Origin of the sequence: Sphingomonas lacusdianchii (genome assembly GCF_022664395.1) — a bacterium.
GTDB classification, from domain to species: domain Bacteria; phylum Pseudomonadota; class Alphaproteobacteria; order Sphingomonadales; family Sphingomonadaceae; genus Sphingomonas; species Sphingomonas lacusdianchii.
Genome location: NZ_JAKRET010000001.1, coordinates 480,059 through 495,343 on the forward strand (window position 1 = coordinate 480,059; position 15,285 = coordinate 495,343).

Here is a 15,285-nt window from a genome sequence, read left to right on the forward strand (position 1 = left end):
CCGACCGATGCCGAACCTGTCACGGCTTCCCCGCATGCCGTCACCGGGCGATCCGAGGCCGCGCTGCGATTACGTCCGGTCCGACGGAACGGGTCGGCTTGTGGCAGCCGCGCTGGACCGCGTGCCACGATACGCCGTGTCAGGCGGTCTCTTCGTCGCCGGCGGCGTCGGGATCGCGCTTCGCCCGACGCTTCTCGGTGAACCAGATCGCGATCAGCGCCAGTTCGTAGAGTAGGATCAACGGTACGGCGAGCAGGAACTGCGATCCGATATCCGGCGGCGTCGCGACGGCAGCGATGGCGAAAGCAGCCACGATCGCATAGCGGCGCGCGCCGACCAGTTGCTTACGGGTGACAATCCCTGCCAGTTCCAGCAGCATCAGAAGCACCGGCAACAGGAAGGCGAGACCGAACGCGAACAGGAACTGCATCACGAAGGACAGGTAATTTTCGACCGAGGGCAGCGCCTCCTGCTGCACCCCGCCAAGATTGCCCTGATAGCCGAGGAGGAAATGCAGCGCGACCGGGATGGTCACATAATAAGCAAGCGCGGCGCCCGCGATGAACAGGATCGGCGTCGCAAGCAGGAAGGGGAACAGCGCCCGCTTTTCGTTGCGGTACAGGCCGGGTGCGACGAACTGCCACAGCTGGTTGGCGATCACCGGAAAGGCGAGCATCATCGCCGCGAAGAACGCGACCTTGATCTGCACGAAGAACGCTTCGAAAATCTGCGTGAAGATGACGCGTTTCTGCCCCGCCGCGAGCAGCGGCTTCACCAGAAACGTCAAAATCTGTTCGGAAAAATAGAAGCAGACGCCGAAACAGATCGCGACCGCGACCACCGAATAGAGCAAGCGCCGGCGCAGTTCGACCAGATGGTCGAGCAAGGGTGCCTGGCTGTCGTCGATATCGTTCATGACGCGGCCTTGCCGTCGGCGGCCGGTGGTTGGTCAGCGGGACCTTCGCGCAGTTCGGGGCGCTCGACCATGACCGGCGCGGCCTGATGCTCCGGCGGCACCGAATCATGGACCGGCGGCGGCGGGGACGGCGCGTCGACCGGATGGACGGGCGTATCCGTGGTCGGATGCTCGCGCATGATCCGGGCGTTCTCCTCCGCCCATTTCTTTTCCATCTCGGCCAGTTCGGCCTCGCGGACCATGGTGTCGAAGCCCGAGCGGAACTGACGCGCGACACCGCGCGCCTTGCCGACCCAATGGCCGACGAAACGCATCGCCTTGGGCAAGTCCTTCGGGCCGATGACGACCAGCGCGACCAGCGCGACGACCATCAATTCGGTAGGGGCGATATCGAACATCGGCGCTCGGGTTCAGGCGGGCACGCGGCCCGCCGGTTGGCAGGGAATCAGCGGTCGCCGTGCGGACGGTCGGTTTCGCGCGGGGCATCGCGATACGCCGGATCGCGCGGGGCGGGATCGTGATCGTAGCGATCGTCGACCGGACGCTGTTCCAGCCGTTCGCGCGGGCGCGCCGGCGGCGGCGGCACCTCGTCATCCTCGGCCATACCCTTTTTGAAGCTTTTAAGCCCCTTCGCCACATCGCCCATCATGTCGGAAAAACGTCCCTTGCCGAACAGCAACAGGACCAGGACGCCGACGATAAGCCAGTGCCAAATGCTAAGACCACCCATCGTCCACACTCCACACGAAACGGATCGTTGCGGTTCACTTAGTCGCTATCGTCGCCGCTTTCCAGCATGGTTGCAAAAGCATCGTCGATTGGTTCGAGCAGGCCGGCGGCGCGCAAGTCGGCGATTCCGGGCAGGTCGCGGCGGCTGTTCAGCCCGAAATGGTCGAGAAATGCCGGCGTCGTTGCGTACGTCAACGGACGTCCGGGCACCTCGCGCCGCCCCGCCGGGCGAATCCAGCCGGCGGCGAGCAGCACGTCGATTGTCCCCTTCGATATCTGTACGCCGCGGATCGATTCGATATCCGCGCGGGTGGCCGGCTCGTGATAGGCGATGATCGCCAGCGTCTCGATCGCCGCCCTCGACAATTTGCGCGATTCGTCGCGGTCGCGGCGCAAGAAATGGGCGAGGTCGGGCGCGGTCTCGAAATGCCAATGCTCGCCACGTCGGACCAGTCCGAAGCCGCGCCCGGCATGGTCGGCCTGAATGGTCGCCAGCGCGGCGCGGACGTCGCCGTTGCCGACATAGGCGGCGATCATCGTCGCGGTCAGCGGCGTTTCGCTGGCGAACAGCACCGCTTCCACGGCGCGCACGAACGGATCGGTCATGCGACCGGCCGGAGTTCGATCGGCCCGAACGGCGCGTCCTGACGGATCGCCAACCTGCCCTGCCGCGCCAGTTCCAGCGCCGCCAGAAAGGTCGAGGCAAGTGCCGAACGACGAAAGCGTTCATCGGCATCGGCCGGCAGGAAGTGGCCGATCACGGTCCAGTCGATGGCGGTGCCGAGCAGCGCTTCGACCCGCGCGATCGCGACCTCCAGCGTCATCACCGGCCGGTGGCGGACCACGTGCAACACGGGTCGCGTCCGCGCGCTGACCCGGCCATAGGCGTCGATCAGCTCGTAGAGGCTGGCGTCCCAGCGCGCCTTGCGCACGACGTGCAACCCTTCGGGATCGCCGCGGGTGAACACGTCGCGCCCGATCCGGTCGCGGGCGAGCAGCCGGGCGCCCGCCTCGCGCATCGCATCGAGCCGTTCGAGGCGCAGTTGCAGGCGCAGCGCCAGTTCCTCGGGGTCCGGGTCCATGTCCGGCTCGCGCGGGAGCAGCAGCGCCGATTTCAAATAGGCGAGCCATGCCGCCATCACCAGCCAGTCGGCCGCCAGTTCGAGCCGCAACGCCGCCGCGCGATCGATCCAGCGCAGATATTGCTCGACCAGCGCGAGGATCGAAATGCGTCGCAGGTCGACCTTTTGCGCGCGGGCGAGGGCCAGCAACAGGTCGAGCGGGCCTTCCCATCCGTCCAGTTCGATCGTCAATACCGGCGCATCGGCTTCCATAGTCGCGACCCTATCCGCGCGATGCCGGGGCCGTCACCGATATTCGTGCGTCACGTCGCTCTGCGTGCCGTAGAGGATCGGTCGCCCGCGCGCGGCCGGATCCGGCACGGCGGTGATCCGCAGCCAGCGGCGAGCGACGTCGAGCGGGTGCAGCTCAGCATCGACGGTCACGCCGCGTCGGTGCTTGATCGCATAGGCGGCGAGCCGTTGCAGCTTTTGCCGGGTCTCGTCATCGAACAACGACTGCACCAGTGCGCGTTCGGGTGTGCGGCCGACCGGCAGGCCGTAGAGCGCGAAGATGCCGTCGGACCAGTACAGGCAGTCGCGGCCGAGGTCGCAGCGAAAGGTGGGCGCCGCGAGCGGAACGGTCAGGTCATGCACCGCGCCGAGCGGCAGGCGAACGCCGGCTTCGAACAACGGCCAGCTATGCTGCAGCGGCAGCGGCTCGGTCGACAGCAACGTTCTTCCCCCCCTGAAACCGCGGCACGACTGCGGCAATCATGGTTAGGGAAAGGTTAATGCTGGACGGTTTCAGGCAAGTGCCAGTAAATGATCGCGCTTGGCGACCAGTTCGGCGAACGGCACGTCCGATCCGTGGCCGGCGCCCGCCATCGCCCGATCGAGTCGCGCTCGCGACTTCGGTGCAATGGCATCGAGCCGGTCGGCGATCGCCGTCATCTCCGCCATGCGAGCCCAGCAATCGAGCACGACGTCGCATCCGGCGGCGATCGCAGCCGCGGCCTTGTCCGCCGGGGTCCCCGACAATGCCTTCATGTCGATATCGTCGGTCATCAACAGGCCGTCGAAGCCGATCCGCTCGCGGATGATCTCGCGGATGACGGTCGACGACAGCGTGGCGGGGCGATCGGCGTCCCATGCCGAGAACACGACATGCGCGGTCATCGCCATCGGCGCGTGGGCGAGCGTGGTAAAGGGTTGCAGGTCGCTTGCCAGTTCGGCGTCCGACGCATCGACGCGGGGCAGTTCGTGATGGCTGTCGACCCGTGCCCGGCCGTGACCCGGCATATGCTTGACGATGCCGACGACGCCCGCTGCCGCCAGCCCGTCGAGCGTCGCGCGACCAAGGGCGGCGACCTGCATCGGATCGGCACCATAGCTGCGGTCGCCAATCGCGCCGGTCATATCGGGTTGCGCCACATCAAGCAGCGGCAGCGCATCGACGGTCACGCCGACCTCCGCCAGCATCGTACCGATCGCCTGCCCGTTCGCCTTGGCCGCCGCGATCGCCGACGACGGTGCACGATCGTACAGCGCAGCGAAGGCGGCAGGCGCGGGAAAGGCGGGCCATTCGGGGGCGCGCATCCGGGCGACGCGCCCACCCTCCTGATCGATCAGGATCGGCACATCATCCCGCCCCGACAGGTCGCGCAGCGCGTCGGTCAGCGCGCGCATCTGATCGCGGTCGACGCAGTTGCGACCGAACAGGATATAGCCGAGCGGATCGGCTTCGCGGAACAGAGCGGCTTCGTCGGCGGTCAGCGTCGGGCCGGACAGGCCAAAGATCACGGGCTTCATATGTGCTGGGCTAGCGCAGCCAGCCCGGCACGACAACCGACCCGGTTCATCCGCCTATCTCATCGCGCGATAAAGCAATTCTCTCCGGCCAGTTTGAGCTTGCCGCACAGGTCCGATGCCTGGTTGGCGCTGCCGGCGTTGACGCGCAGGCGATAGACGGTCTTGCCCTTCACCTCCGCGACCTGCACCGATTTGCCGAGCGGGGCGAGATAGCCGAAACGACGCGACAGCTGGTTCCACGCGGTATTCGCCACCGCCTCACTTGGGAACGAGCCGAGCTGGACGACCGAACCGCCTGCCCCCGCTGCCGTCGGCGCCGGCGCGGCAGCCGCCGGGGCGCGTGCCTCCAGCCGCTGTGTCGTCGTCGGCACTGCCGTCGCGACACGCCCGGTACCGCTGCTCGCCGGGGCGGCGGCCGGCGCGGCGGCGCGGCCCTGCACCGGTGCCTCGGGCACGGCATTCAGATTGACCGAGGCGTTGCCGCCGGTCGCCCCTTCGCTGGTGGCAATGGCGGTGTCGCTGTCGCCGGTCACCTGCATCCCGTCGCTACCCTCGGCGCGCGTCTTGTACGGCTCGTTCGGCGCGGCGATCAGGTCGCCGGTGCCGCTGGCGGTCGGCGCATCGCGCTGGCGCAACAGGGCAAAGACGATCGCGGCCACCATCAGCAAACCGATCAGTACCAGCAGGACCGTCCGCCACACCGGACGCGGCGCATCCGGTTCCGGATCGGCGCTTTCCAGCCATGGCAGACGTTCGTGGTCGGGATCGCCGGACGCGATCGAATCCGCCATTATTTCATCTCCTTAACCGCCTCGACCCCCATGATAGCAAGGCCGTTGCGAATAATCTGCCCGATCGCGCGCGCGAGGAAAAGCCGTGCCTGTGTCAGCGCGGGATCCTCGGGCTGAAGATAGCGGCGCGACGGATCGTCATTGCCGAGATTCCACGCCGCGTGAAATTCCGCCGCGAGGTCATAGAGGTAGAAGGCGATGCGGTGCGGCTCGCGGACCGCCGCCGCGCTTTCGACCATGCGCGGGAATTGCGCCGCACGCTTCACCAGCGCCAGTTCGACCGTATCGAGACGGGACAGGTCGGCATCGTCGGTAACGGCGATCCCCGCCTCCGCCGCACGTCTGGCCAGCGAATGGACGCGGGCATGAGCATATTGGACATAGAAGACCGGATTGTCCTTCGACGCCTCGACCACCTTGGCGAAGTCGAAGTCCATCTGCGCATCGGCCTTGCGGGTCAGCATGGTGAAGCGCACGACGTCCTTGCCGACTTCGTTCACGACATCGGCCAGGGTCACGAAATTGCCGGCGCGCTTCGACATCTTGACCGGCTCGCCACCGCGCAGAAGGCGCACCATCTGCACCAGCTTGACGTCGAAGCGGGTCTTGCCCTCGGTCAGCGCCTGCACCGCCGCGACAATCCGCTTGACGGTGCCGGCATGGTCCGCGCCCCAGATATCGATCAGCTGATCGACTCCCTCGGCCTTCTGGAAATGATAGGCGAGGTCGGCGCCGAAATAGGTCCAGCTGCCGTCCGACTTCTTGATCGGGCGGTCCTGATCGTCGCCGAACTTCGTCGAGCGAAACAGCGGCAGCTCGACCGGTTCCCAATCCTCGGGCGTCTCACCCTTCGGCGCTTCGAGGACACCGTCATAGACTAGGTCGCGTTCGCGCAGCCAAGCCTCTGCGGCTTCGGGCTTCTTCGCCGCCTGCAATTCGGCTTCGGAGGAAAAGACGTCATGTTCGATGCCGAGCAGCTTCAGATCGGCCTTGATCATGGCGAGCATCGCCGCGACGGCGCGGGTGCGGAACAGCACCAGCCATTCTTCTTCGGGGGCGTTCACATACCGGTCACCGAACTCGGCGGCGAGCGCCTGCCCTACCGGGACCAGATAGTCGCCAGGATACAGCCCCTCAGGAATGGTGACCGTTCCGCCCAGCGCCTCGCGGTAGCGCAGATGGACCGAGCGGGCGAGGACGGCAACCTGGCCGCCGGCATCGTTGACATAATATTCGCGGACGACGCGCGCGCCGTTCCATTCGAGCAGGCTGGCCAGCGCATCGCCGACCACCGCGCCGCGGCAATGGCCCATATGCATCGGGCCGGTCGGGTTGGCCGAGACATATTCGATGTTCACGACCGTCCCGGCCCCCGCCTGCGACCGACCATAGTCGTCGCCGGCCTCGGCAATCGCGGTCAGTTCGCCGCGCCACGTCGCATCGGTCAGCGTCAGGTTGATGAAGCCCGGTCCGGCGACCGACGCGGCGGCGACTTCGGGCAGGCCCGCTAGTTCGGCGACCAGCAATTCGGCCAGCGCGCGCGGATTGGTCCTGGCGGGCTTGGCCAGCACCATTGCCGCGTTGGTCGACAGGTCACCATGGCTCGTGTCGCGCGGCGGCTCAACCGTGATCGCGCGTCGCTCCAGTCCCGCCGGCAGGTCGCCGCGTGCGACGAGCGTATCGAGCGCGCGGTCGAGATGGGCGAAGAAACGGGGGTACAGCGTCATGGCGGTTCCGGTCGATTGGTGGAACCGCGCCGCTTAGCCGAAAGGGTCGGCTTAGGCAAAAGCTGCTATGCGGTCAGAACCCCTCGGGCAGGTCGATCGGGCCGACCACCTCGCGATAGCAGCGGACGGCATAGCGGTCGGTCATGCCGGCGATGAAATCGGCAATGTGGCGGCTACGATCGGGTTCGGCCTCGGGCAGCGTCGTATGCCAGCCATCGTGCATCGCCCGCGGATCGTCGTGATAGGCCGCGAACAGTCCCGACACCACCCGCCCCGCCATCTCCGCCGCCGCCAGTTGCCGCGGGTGATGGTAAAGATTGGCGTACATGAAGCGCTTCAGCACCCGCTCCTGCTCCGCCATTTCGGGAGAGAAATGGGCGAGGCATTGGCCGGTGCTGCGGACATCGGCGACGGTCTCGACACCGGCGGCAGCAACGCGGCGCTGCGTCTCGGCGATCAGGTCGTTGACCATCGCTCCGATCTGCGACCGGGTGAGTTCGCCGACGAGCCGTTCGGGGGCCACGTCGGGGAAGCGCCTGCGCACGGCGTCCCATCCGGCAGCGACGAACGGTACGCTGAGCAACTGGTCGAGCGTCAGCAAGCCGGCGCGCAGGCCATCGTCGATGTCATGATTGTCATAGGCGATGTCGTCGGCGATCGCCGCGATCTGCGCCTCGAGCGAGGGCCATTCGTTCAGGCGGAGACCATGGGCCGCGTCAGCCTCCGACAAGGCCCAGCCGGGCGTCGGGATCGGGCCGTTATGCTTGGCCAGCCCTTCCAGCGTGTCCCAGGTCAGGTTCAGCCCCCGCCAGCGCGGATAGGGGCTGTCGAGCCAGGTCAGCGTCCGCAGCGTCTGGCCATTATGATCGAAGCCGCCATGCGCGGCCATCGCCGCCTCCAGCGCATCCTCGCCGGCATGGCCGAAGGGCGGATGGCCGATGTCGTGGGCAAGACACAGCGCTTCGGTCAGGTCCTCGTTCAGTCCAAGCGTGCGAGCGACCGCACGGCCGATCTGCGCGACTTCGAGGCTGTGGGTCAGCCGAACACGGAAATGGTCGCCATCGGGCGCCATGAACACCTGCGTCTTGTGGCGCAGGCGGCGGAAGCTGATCGAATGAATGACCCGATCGCGATCGCGCTGAAACGCGTCGCGCGGACCTCGCGTCGCATCGCCCGGTTCGGAATGCAGCCGACCGCCATGAGCATGCGGGTTCGCGGCATAGGGGGCCGTCACTTGATCGGCACCCGCGTAACCTTCTGACCCACCTCGCTGGTGAAGGCGAAGGCCTGCACCCCCGATTTGCGCAACGTGTTGACGAACGCCTGCGCCTCGTCATCGGTCTTAAACGGACCGGTCAGCAGGCGATTGGTCGCACGCAGCGGCGTGGTCCATGCCTGCCGCCCCTTCAGCGCGGGAGCCTTCCCGGCCATCACCGCCCAAGCGGCGGGGAGCCCCGCAACGTTCGCGCCACCAGCGACCTGTACCCAATGGCGTTCGGGGTCAGCGCGCTTGGCGGCGGCGAGCTTCGCCGCTTCGGCGGCCTCGGCCTTCTTCTCGTCGGCCAGCTTCTTCGCGTCGGCAGCCTTTTTGGCAGCGGCGGCACGGGCGGCGGCGAGCTTCCTGGCCTCGGCGGCCTTAGCGACCTCGGCGGCGCGTTCGTCGGCTTCGCGCTTGGCGGCAGCACGGCGCGCCGCTTCGGCGTCAGCGGCGAAGGTCGTGCTGGTGGCGGGTGCGGCAGGTGCGGGCGGCGGACCGACGCCGAGTTCGGAGGCCGGAATGTCGAGGTTGCGGATGATCCGCGCGAGGACGTCGTCGTTCGATTCGCGGCGGCCGGCGACGGTCGCGGCGGCCGTCGAGACGCTCGGCGTCGCCGGCGGCGTTGCGGCCGGGCGGTCGACGACGGTGACCGGCACCGGCGCGGCGGCGACCTGGACCGGCGGGCGCGCAGCCTGTGCCTGCCGGTCGCGTTCGGCGAGCGCGGCGGCGGCGACGCGGCGTTCCTCGGCCTGCCGCGCGGCGACGCGTTCGGCCTCCTGCCGAGTCGCCTCGGCAATGCGCGCCTGTTCGGCCTGTTGGGCGGCCAGTTGCTGCGCATCGCGTTCGCGCTGCGCCTGTGCCGCCCGTTCGGCGTTCAGGCGGGCCAGCGATTCGCGGCGGGCGGTCTCGTCGGCACGTGCCTGCGCCAGTTGCCGGGCCTGCGCCTCCGCCGTGCTGCGCGCCTGCTCGGCGGCGGCCTGACGGCGACGTTCGGCGGCGCTGGGCTGGCGGACCGGAGCGGGCGCCGGGGTCGCAGCGGCGACCGCTACCGGGGCGGTCGCGCGAACCGGTGCGGGGAAGGACGGCGCGAGTCGGGCGTCGGCGATCCGTTCGGGCGTGGGCGCCAGACGACCGAAATGCACCGCAAAGGCGCGATCTGCGCCGGCCAGTTGCGGCAGCCGGCGGAAGAAGGGCGAGAGGCTGGCGGCAAAGCCCGGCAACATGCTGGCGGTGATCTTGTCCGCGCCCGCCGCATCCCCGGACATGGCGAGGGTGAAGGCACGCACCCGCCATGCGGCGCGGTCGTTCTGGACGAGCAGCGGGTTCAGGACTTTCGTCGCCTCCGCCAGATTACCGTCGATGCCGAGCGACAGCGCGAGGCGGCGGGTGACCTCGTCGTCCTCCCCTGCCCGCAGCACCTGCCGATAATCAGCCTGCGCCAGTGCGCCCTGCCCGAGCAGGTCGTAGGCGAGGCCGCGTTCGGCCAGATAGGGCGTCATCGCCACGCCGGCGCGTTCGGCCGAGGCGAACAGGGCGAGCGCCTCCCCCGGCCGCTCCATGCCCACCAGCGCAACTGCGCGGGCGGCGCGGATGCGGGGGTCGCTGGGGGCGACCTTTTCGGCGCGGGCGAGGAACTGCATCGCTGCGTCCGTGTCGCCGAGCTTGCCACTGAGACGCCCGGCCTCGACCAGCGCCGATACGTCGTTGGGGTTGCGACCTAAAATGCGCATCTGTTCGGACAGGCGGTCGGCGTTGGGAGTCGTCACGGACTGGACGATCGCGCCCGACTGCGCCGCGACGGGCAGCGGGGCGGCGGTGGCGAGCAGCAGGGCGGTCGCGGACAGGAGCGGGAATCGGGTCATGGGCGGCTTCGCTACACCATGTCGGGGCTGAACCGGGAATGGCGGTTGGGCGGGGTCGGCGACGAAGCGAGTGGTCATGGCGACGAACGGGCGGCGAAGGTGACGAAGGTTACACGTAACGAGGTGTTGCAGAGCGACCGGGCGGGCGGCTGGCGCCGCATTCGAGTCTGACAGGGTTCTTGCGTGTAGGAAAGTTTCGGGCGTTTCGGGTGGGGCGATCCCCCTCCACCATCCTTCGGATGGTCCCCCTCCCCGCAGAGCGGGGAGGATTTCCGGGATACGCCCCGCGATGCCGGTCGCGGGGCGGTGGGGTTACTGGTTGTTCTGACGGTGGAGGAAGCGCGGGATGTCCAGCGGTTCCTTGCCATCGTCGGTGCCGCGGGCGGGCGCGCGGCCGGCATTGGCCATGCGTTCGAACAGCGTGCCGCCGGGCTTGCGCGTCGGCGCCGCTTCCTCGCGTGGGGCCGGTTCGGCGGGCGCTTCCGGGGTCAGCCAGCGGCGACGGCCTTCGCTGGACGACGCGCCGAAATCGCTTGCCGGGGTCGGCGCGGGCGCAGGCGCGGCGGCCTCGGCACCGAGCACCAGTTCGTCCTCGTCAGCGTGCGAAGGTTGCACCGGTGCCTGCGGCGGCATGTGCTGGGGCGCGTCATAGGTCGAATGCGGCACGACCCGTTCGGACGCCGACGGCTGGCTCACGCCCTGCGGGAAACGCTCCATCGGCGCGGGCGCGGGGGCTTCCTGCAGATGGTCGGCAGCGGCACCACTCGGCGCTACGGGCGCGGCAGCGGCCGGACGACGCGGCGCGTTGAACGAGAAGGCGCGGGTCGGTTCGGGCTGGGCCGGGGCGGGCTGTGCCTGCGACGGGGCTTCGTCCTCGATGCCGGTCGCGACGACCGAGACGCGGATCTTGCCTTCCAGCTCGCTGTTGAACGCCGAACCCCAGATGATGTTGGCGTCGTCGTCGACCAGTTCGCGAATATGGTTCGCGGCTTCGTCCACTTCGAGCAGGCGCATGTCGTCGCCGCCGGTGATCGACACGATCACGCCCTTGGCACCGTTCAGCGACACGCCGTCGAGCAGCGGGTTGGCGATCGCCTGCTGCGCCGCCTCGATCGCGCGATTGTCACCTTCGGCCTCGCCGGTGCCCATCATCGCCTTGCCCATCTCCTGCATCACCGAGCGGACGTCGGCGAAGTCGAGGTTGATGAGGCCGGGCATGACCATCAGGTCGGTGATGCCGCGCACGCCCTGCTGCAACACTTCGTCGGCCATTTCGAAGGCCTGTTTGAAGGTCGTGTTGGCGTTGGCGATCAGGAACAGATTCTGGTTCGGGATGACGATCAGCGTATCGACATATTTCTGCAGTTCCTCAATGCCGGCCTCGGCCGACTTCGCGCGGCGCTTGCCCTCGAACGCGAACGGACGGGTCACGACGCCGACGGTCAGGATGCCCATCTCGCGCGCAGCCTTCGCGATCACCGGGGCCGCACCGGTGCCGGTACCGCCGCCCATGCCGGCGGCGATGAAGCACATATGCGCGCCTTCGAGGCTCTTCTGGACCTGCTCGATCGTTTCCTCGGCCGCGGCGCGACCGATTTCCGGACGACTGCCGGCACCCAACCCTTGCGTGATCTTCGCGCCAAGCTGGATGCGCTGCGGCGCCGACGACTGCTTCAGCGCCTGCGCGTCGGTGTTGGCGACGAGGAACTCGACCCCCTGCACCTCGGCACGGATCATGTTCGCGATCGCGTTGCCGCCGGCACCGCCGACCCCGATCACGGTAATGCGCGGGGTCAGTTCATCCACGTCGGGTGCCAGAAATTCGATGCTCATACTCGGTCTCCCTGTCCCGGCCGGCACCGGGCACAATTACCATGCCGTTGTGCATCAAGCGGCGAGGCGATCCTAGTCCCCCGCGGCCCGATGGTAATAAAAAGTCAATAGTTGGCGCGAAATGCCGTCAGCAGCCGTTGGAACAGCGCCCCCGTGCTGGGACGCGATACCATTTGTTGCGTCGGTTGTAACGCACGCAAATCCACCGGGTTCGACGCGGCGAACATGGCGAGCCCGGCGAGCGTGGCGAAGCCGGGGCCGGAATGCGCCTCCGGCAGCGCGGTCAGCCCGCGGGCACGACCGACGCGGACGGGACGGCCCAGCGCCTGCTGCGCATAGTCGGCGATCCCCTTCAGTTCGGCACCGCCGCCGGTCAGCACGACCTGTCGCCCGACCGGATCGTCGAAGTTCAACCGGCGCAGTTCCTTGCCGATCTCGCCGACCAGTCGTTCGAGCCGCTGGCGGATGGTGGTGATGAGCTGCGCGCGGGTGATGCGGGTCCCTTCCGAATCCTCCTCGGCGCGGACCGGGGCGACCTCGATCATGTCGTGATTGTCGCGCGGGGACATGTTGGCCGACCCGTAGAAGCATTTGAGCCGTTCGGCCTGTGCGCGGTTGGTGCCGAAGGCGGAGGCGACGTCGTCGGTAATGTCGCTGGCACCCATCGCGATCGAGGCGAGGCCGGTCAGCACGCCATTGGCGAAGACCGAGACGTTGGTGATCCCCGCCCCGATTTCGACCAGTGCGACACCCAGTTCGCGCTCCTCCTCCGACAGACATGCCAAACCGGTCGCGACGGGGGCAGCGACGATCGATTTGGTTTCGAGATGCGCCGAACGGACGCACAGGTCGAGATTGCGGACCGGCGAGCCTTCGGTGGCGACGACATGGATCTCGACGCCCAACCGGTCGGCGTGCAGCCCCTTCGGCTCCTTCACCCCGCCAAGCCCGTCGAGCGTGTAGCGCATCGGTTGCGCGTGCAGCACCATGCGCTGTCCCGGATCGATGGCGTTGCGGCCGGCCTTCAGCAGCGCATCGATATCGGATTGCTCGACGCGGTGGCCGCCGAGATCGACCTCCAGCTTGACGATATCGGACACGAGGCCGCCCGCCGAGAAGCTGACCCACACATCCTCGATATTGAAGCCGGCGATGCGTTCGGCCTGTTCGACCGCCTCGCGGACCGCCGTCTCGGTCGCCTTCATGTCCGCAATATAGCCGCGCTTGACGCCCCTGCTTTCGCGCTGGCCGGTGCCGAGCACGGTCAGTTCGCCGCTGTCGTCGGCGCGCGCGATCAGTGCCGACACTTTCGACGTGCCGATGTCGAGTGCGGTGATGATTCCTTCCGGTGCCGTCTTCGCCATATGCCCCCCCTGTTCAGTCGGCGTCGGTCAGCGGTGCCGCCGCCGCCTGATTGTCCGACCCGTCATCCTCGACCTCGTTCGGCGTCGCATGCTTCATCCGCACGACCAGCTTGGTCGGATCGCGCAGGTCGAACCGGTCATAGCCCTTGCCGAGCAGGCCCAGCGTGCCGTCCAGTTGCGCGAACTTGACCAGCGCCTTTGCCGACTCGGCGTCCCCTTCGGGCAGGACCAGCCGTTCGCCGGTCTGGAACAAGATGTCCCAGCGGCGATTGCCGACCCACACCGCCGCCTTCACCACCGGTTTGAGCGCGGGCGCGGCGGCCATCAGCTTGCGATAGGCGGGTTCCTGCGCATTGGCGCCATCGCCGATCACCAGCGGCAGGCGCGGCATGCGGTTGGGCTGAACCCCGTCGAGGAGCACGCCGCCCTCGTCGATCAGCATCAACTGCCCCTTGTTCTGCCACACCGCCGCCGGATCGCGTTCGACCACGTCGACGACCAGCGTGTCGGGCAGGCGGCGCGAGACGCGCGCATCGGCGATCCAGCCATAGCCGAGCAGCTTCTGTCGCGTGGCGTCGAGATCGACCAGCGGCATCGCCCGCGACCGCTGATCGAGCGCGACGGCATAGACCGAGGTCGCGTCCATGCGCTTCAGGCCCGTCACTTCGATCTGTTCGACGCGGAAGCCCGCCGATCCGACCGCTTCGGCAGCGGCGACGCCGACCATGCCGAACAGGCCGAACCAGTTGGCGAGCGCGATGACGATGGCGCCCGCGCCGGCGGTCAGGCTCCAGCCGACGATCCGGCGGGCGGTGGCGGCGCCACCGGGCAGTGCCGCCACCGCCTGATCGAGCACAGAGGCGCGGACCGGGCGCTTCTGCTGAACGCGGCGCTTGGGCTTGACGGTGCGGGTCTGGACGACGCGCTTGCCGGTCTGGGTCATCGCATCGCCTCTTCCACGATCCAGCCGACGAGTTGTTCGTAGCTCATGCCGACATGGCGCGCCTGTTCGGGAACGAGGCTCAAGGGGGTCATGCCGGGCTGGGTATTGGTTTCGAGGATGAACAGGCCCTCGATGCCCTGCGTATCGTCCCAGCGGAAGTCGGTGCGCGACGCGCCCTTGCAGCCGAGCACGCGGTGGGCGGTGACGGCATAGGCCATGCACGCCTGCGCGATATCGTCGGGAATGTCGGCGGGGCAGACATGTTCGGTCAGGCCGTCGGTATATTTGCTGTCGTAATCGTAGAAGCCGCTCTTGGGCTTCAATTCGGTGACGCCGAGCGCACGGTCGCCGAGCACGGCGGTGGTCAGTTCGCGACCACGGATAAAGGGTTCGGCGAGGAGTTCGTCGAATTCCTGCCATGGCCCCTTCGCGTCCTTGGCGATCGGATTGCCATAGTTGCTGTCGTCGGTGACGATCGCGACGCCGACCGAGGATCCTTCGCTGACCGGTTTCAGGACATAGGGGCGCGGGAGCGGGTCGCGTTCGTGGAGTTCGGCGGTCTTGACGATCCGGCCGCCGGGCATGGGGACGCCGGCTGGGACGAGCGCGTGCTTGGTCAGCACCTTGTCGATGGCGATGACCGAGGTGGCGAGGCCGCTATGGGTGTAGCGCAGCCCCATCAGGTCCATCATGCCCTGCACCGTGCCGTCCTCGCCGGGCGAGCCGTGCAGCGCGTTGAAGACGAGGTCGGGCTTCGCTTCGGTCAGGCGCGCGGCGATGTTGCGGTCCATGTCGATGCGGGTGACGCGGTGGCCGAGCGACTCGAGCGCGGTGGCGACGCCGTTGCCGGACATGAGCGAGACTTCGCGTTCCGACGACCAGCCCCCCATGAGGACGACGATGTGCAGGGGGTCGGTCACGCGGTCGGTTCCTTTGCTATCACACTATACCCGTTTGCTTCGAGCGCAGGGTCGAGCTTGTCGAGACCCGAA

Annotated in this window: 16 protein-coding genes; 1 reads left to right on the top strand and 15 read right to left on the bottom strand. The window is 67.9% G+C overall.

Annotation, left to right across the window (positions count from 1 at the left end):
- Positions 1-139: 139 nt before the first annotated feature.
- The 11 genes from tatC to MF607_RS02325 form a co-directional block, all read right to left on the bottom strand.
- Positions 140-916 (bottom strand): twin-arginine translocase subunit TatC, encoded by a 777-nt coding sequence (tatC, locus tag MF607_RS02275; RefSeq protein WP_242115841.1) that lies wholly within the window; start codon positions 914-916, stop codon positions 140-142.
- Positions 913-1,314, bottom strand: coding sequence for a Sec-independent protein translocase protein TatB (tatB, locus tag MF607_RS02280; RefSeq protein ID WP_242115842.1), 402 nt, complete (start codon positions 1,312-1,314; stop codon positions 913-915). The genes tatC and tatB overlap by 4 nt, the downstream gene beginning before the upstream one ends.
- A gap of 47 nt (positions 1,315-1,361) precedes the next feature.
- Positions 1,362-1,646, bottom strand: a complete 285-nt coding sequence (locus MF607_RS02285; RefSeq protein ID WP_242115843.1) for a twin-arginine translocase TatA/TatE family subunit — start codon at positions 1,644-1,646, stop codon at positions 1,362-1,364.
- 38 nt (positions 1,647-1,684) lie between these two features.
- Entirely contained in the window at positions 1,685-2,251 is a 567-nt protein-coding gene (gene scpB, locus MF607_RS02290; protein WP_242115844.1) for an SMC-Scp complex subunit ScpB, read from the bottom strand.
- Positions 2,248-2,979: a segregation and condensation protein A gene (locus MF607_RS02295; RefSeq protein ID WP_242115845.1), complete on the bottom strand. Its 732-nt coding sequence runs from the start codon at positions 2,977-2,979 to the stop codon at positions 2,248-2,250. The genes scpB and MF607_RS02295 overlap by 4 nt, the downstream gene beginning before the upstream one ends.
- Before the next feature lie 33 nt (positions 2,980-3,012).
- Entirely contained in the window at positions 3,013-3,438 is a 426-nt protein-coding gene (locus MF607_RS02300) for a hypothetical protein (protein WP_242115846.1), read from the bottom strand.
- Positions 3,439-3,510: 72 nt separating this feature from the next.
- Positions 3,511-4,515, bottom strand: coding sequence for a beta-N-acetylhexosaminidase (gene nagZ, locus MF607_RS02305; RefSeq protein WP_242115847.1), 1,005 nt, complete (start codon positions 4,513-4,515; stop codon positions 3,511-3,513).
- Between the two features lie 59 nt (positions 4,516-4,574).
- Positions 4,575-5,306: an SPOR domain-containing protein gene (locus tag MF607_RS02310; RefSeq protein WP_242115848.1), complete on the bottom strand. Its 732-nt coding sequence runs from the start codon at positions 5,304-5,306 to the stop codon at positions 4,575-4,577.
- Positions 5,306-7,033 (bottom strand): arginine--tRNA ligase, encoded by a 1,728-nt coding sequence (argS, locus tag MF607_RS02315; protein WP_242115849.1) that lies wholly within the window; start codon positions 7,031-7,033, stop codon positions 5,306-5,308. Before argS ends, MF607_RS02310 begins: the two co-directional genes overlap by 1 nt.
- Positions 7,034-7,106: 73 nt before the next feature.
- Complete coding sequence (locus MF607_RS02320) at positions 7,107-8,267, bottom strand: deoxyguanosinetriphosphate triphosphohydrolase (protein ID WP_431311881.1); 1,161 nt, start codon at positions 8,265-8,267, stop codon at positions 7,107-7,109.
- Positions 8,264-10,153, bottom strand: coding sequence for an SPOR domain-containing protein (locus tag MF607_RS02325; protein WP_242115850.1), 1,890 nt, complete (start codon positions 10,151-10,153; stop codon positions 8,264-8,266). The genes MF607_RS02320 and MF607_RS02325 overlap by 4 nt, the downstream gene beginning before the upstream one ends.
- A gap of 18 nt (positions 10,154-10,171) precedes the next feature.
- On the opposite strand from MF607_RS02325, the gene MF607_RS02330 reads away from it, so the two are divergent.
- Entirely contained in the window at positions 10,172-10,324 is a 153-nt protein-coding gene (locus MF607_RS02330; protein ID WP_242115851.1) for a hypothetical protein, read from the top strand.
- 141 nt (positions 10,325-10,465) lie between these two features.
- Here the strand turns inward: MF607_RS02330 and ftsZ are convergent, their stop codons facing one another.
- From ftsZ to MF607_RS02350, 4 genes are all read right to left on the bottom strand, one after another.
- Positions 10,466-11,986, bottom strand: coding sequence for a cell division protein FtsZ (gene ftsZ / locus MF607_RS02335; protein WP_242115852.1), 1,521 nt, complete (start codon positions 11,984-11,986; stop codon positions 10,466-10,468).
- Between the two features lie 104 nt (positions 11,987-12,090).
- Complete coding sequence (ftsA, locus tag MF607_RS02340) at positions 12,091-13,350, bottom strand: cell division protein FtsA (RefSeq protein WP_242115853.1); 1,260 nt, start codon at positions 13,348-13,350, stop codon at positions 12,091-12,093.
- Between the two features lie 13 nt (positions 13,351-13,363).
- Complete coding sequence (locus MF607_RS02345; RefSeq protein ID WP_242115854.1) at positions 13,364-14,293, bottom strand: cell division protein FtsQ/DivIB; 930 nt, start codon at positions 14,291-14,293, stop codon at positions 13,364-13,366.
- Positions 14,290-15,213, bottom strand: a complete 924-nt coding sequence (locus MF607_RS02350) for a D-alanine--D-alanine ligase (protein ID WP_347340853.1) — start codon at positions 15,211-15,213, stop codon at positions 14,290-14,292. The genes MF607_RS02345 and MF607_RS02350 overlap by 4 nt, the downstream gene beginning before the upstream one ends.
- Between the last annotated feature and the right edge of the window lie 72 nt (positions 15,214-15,285).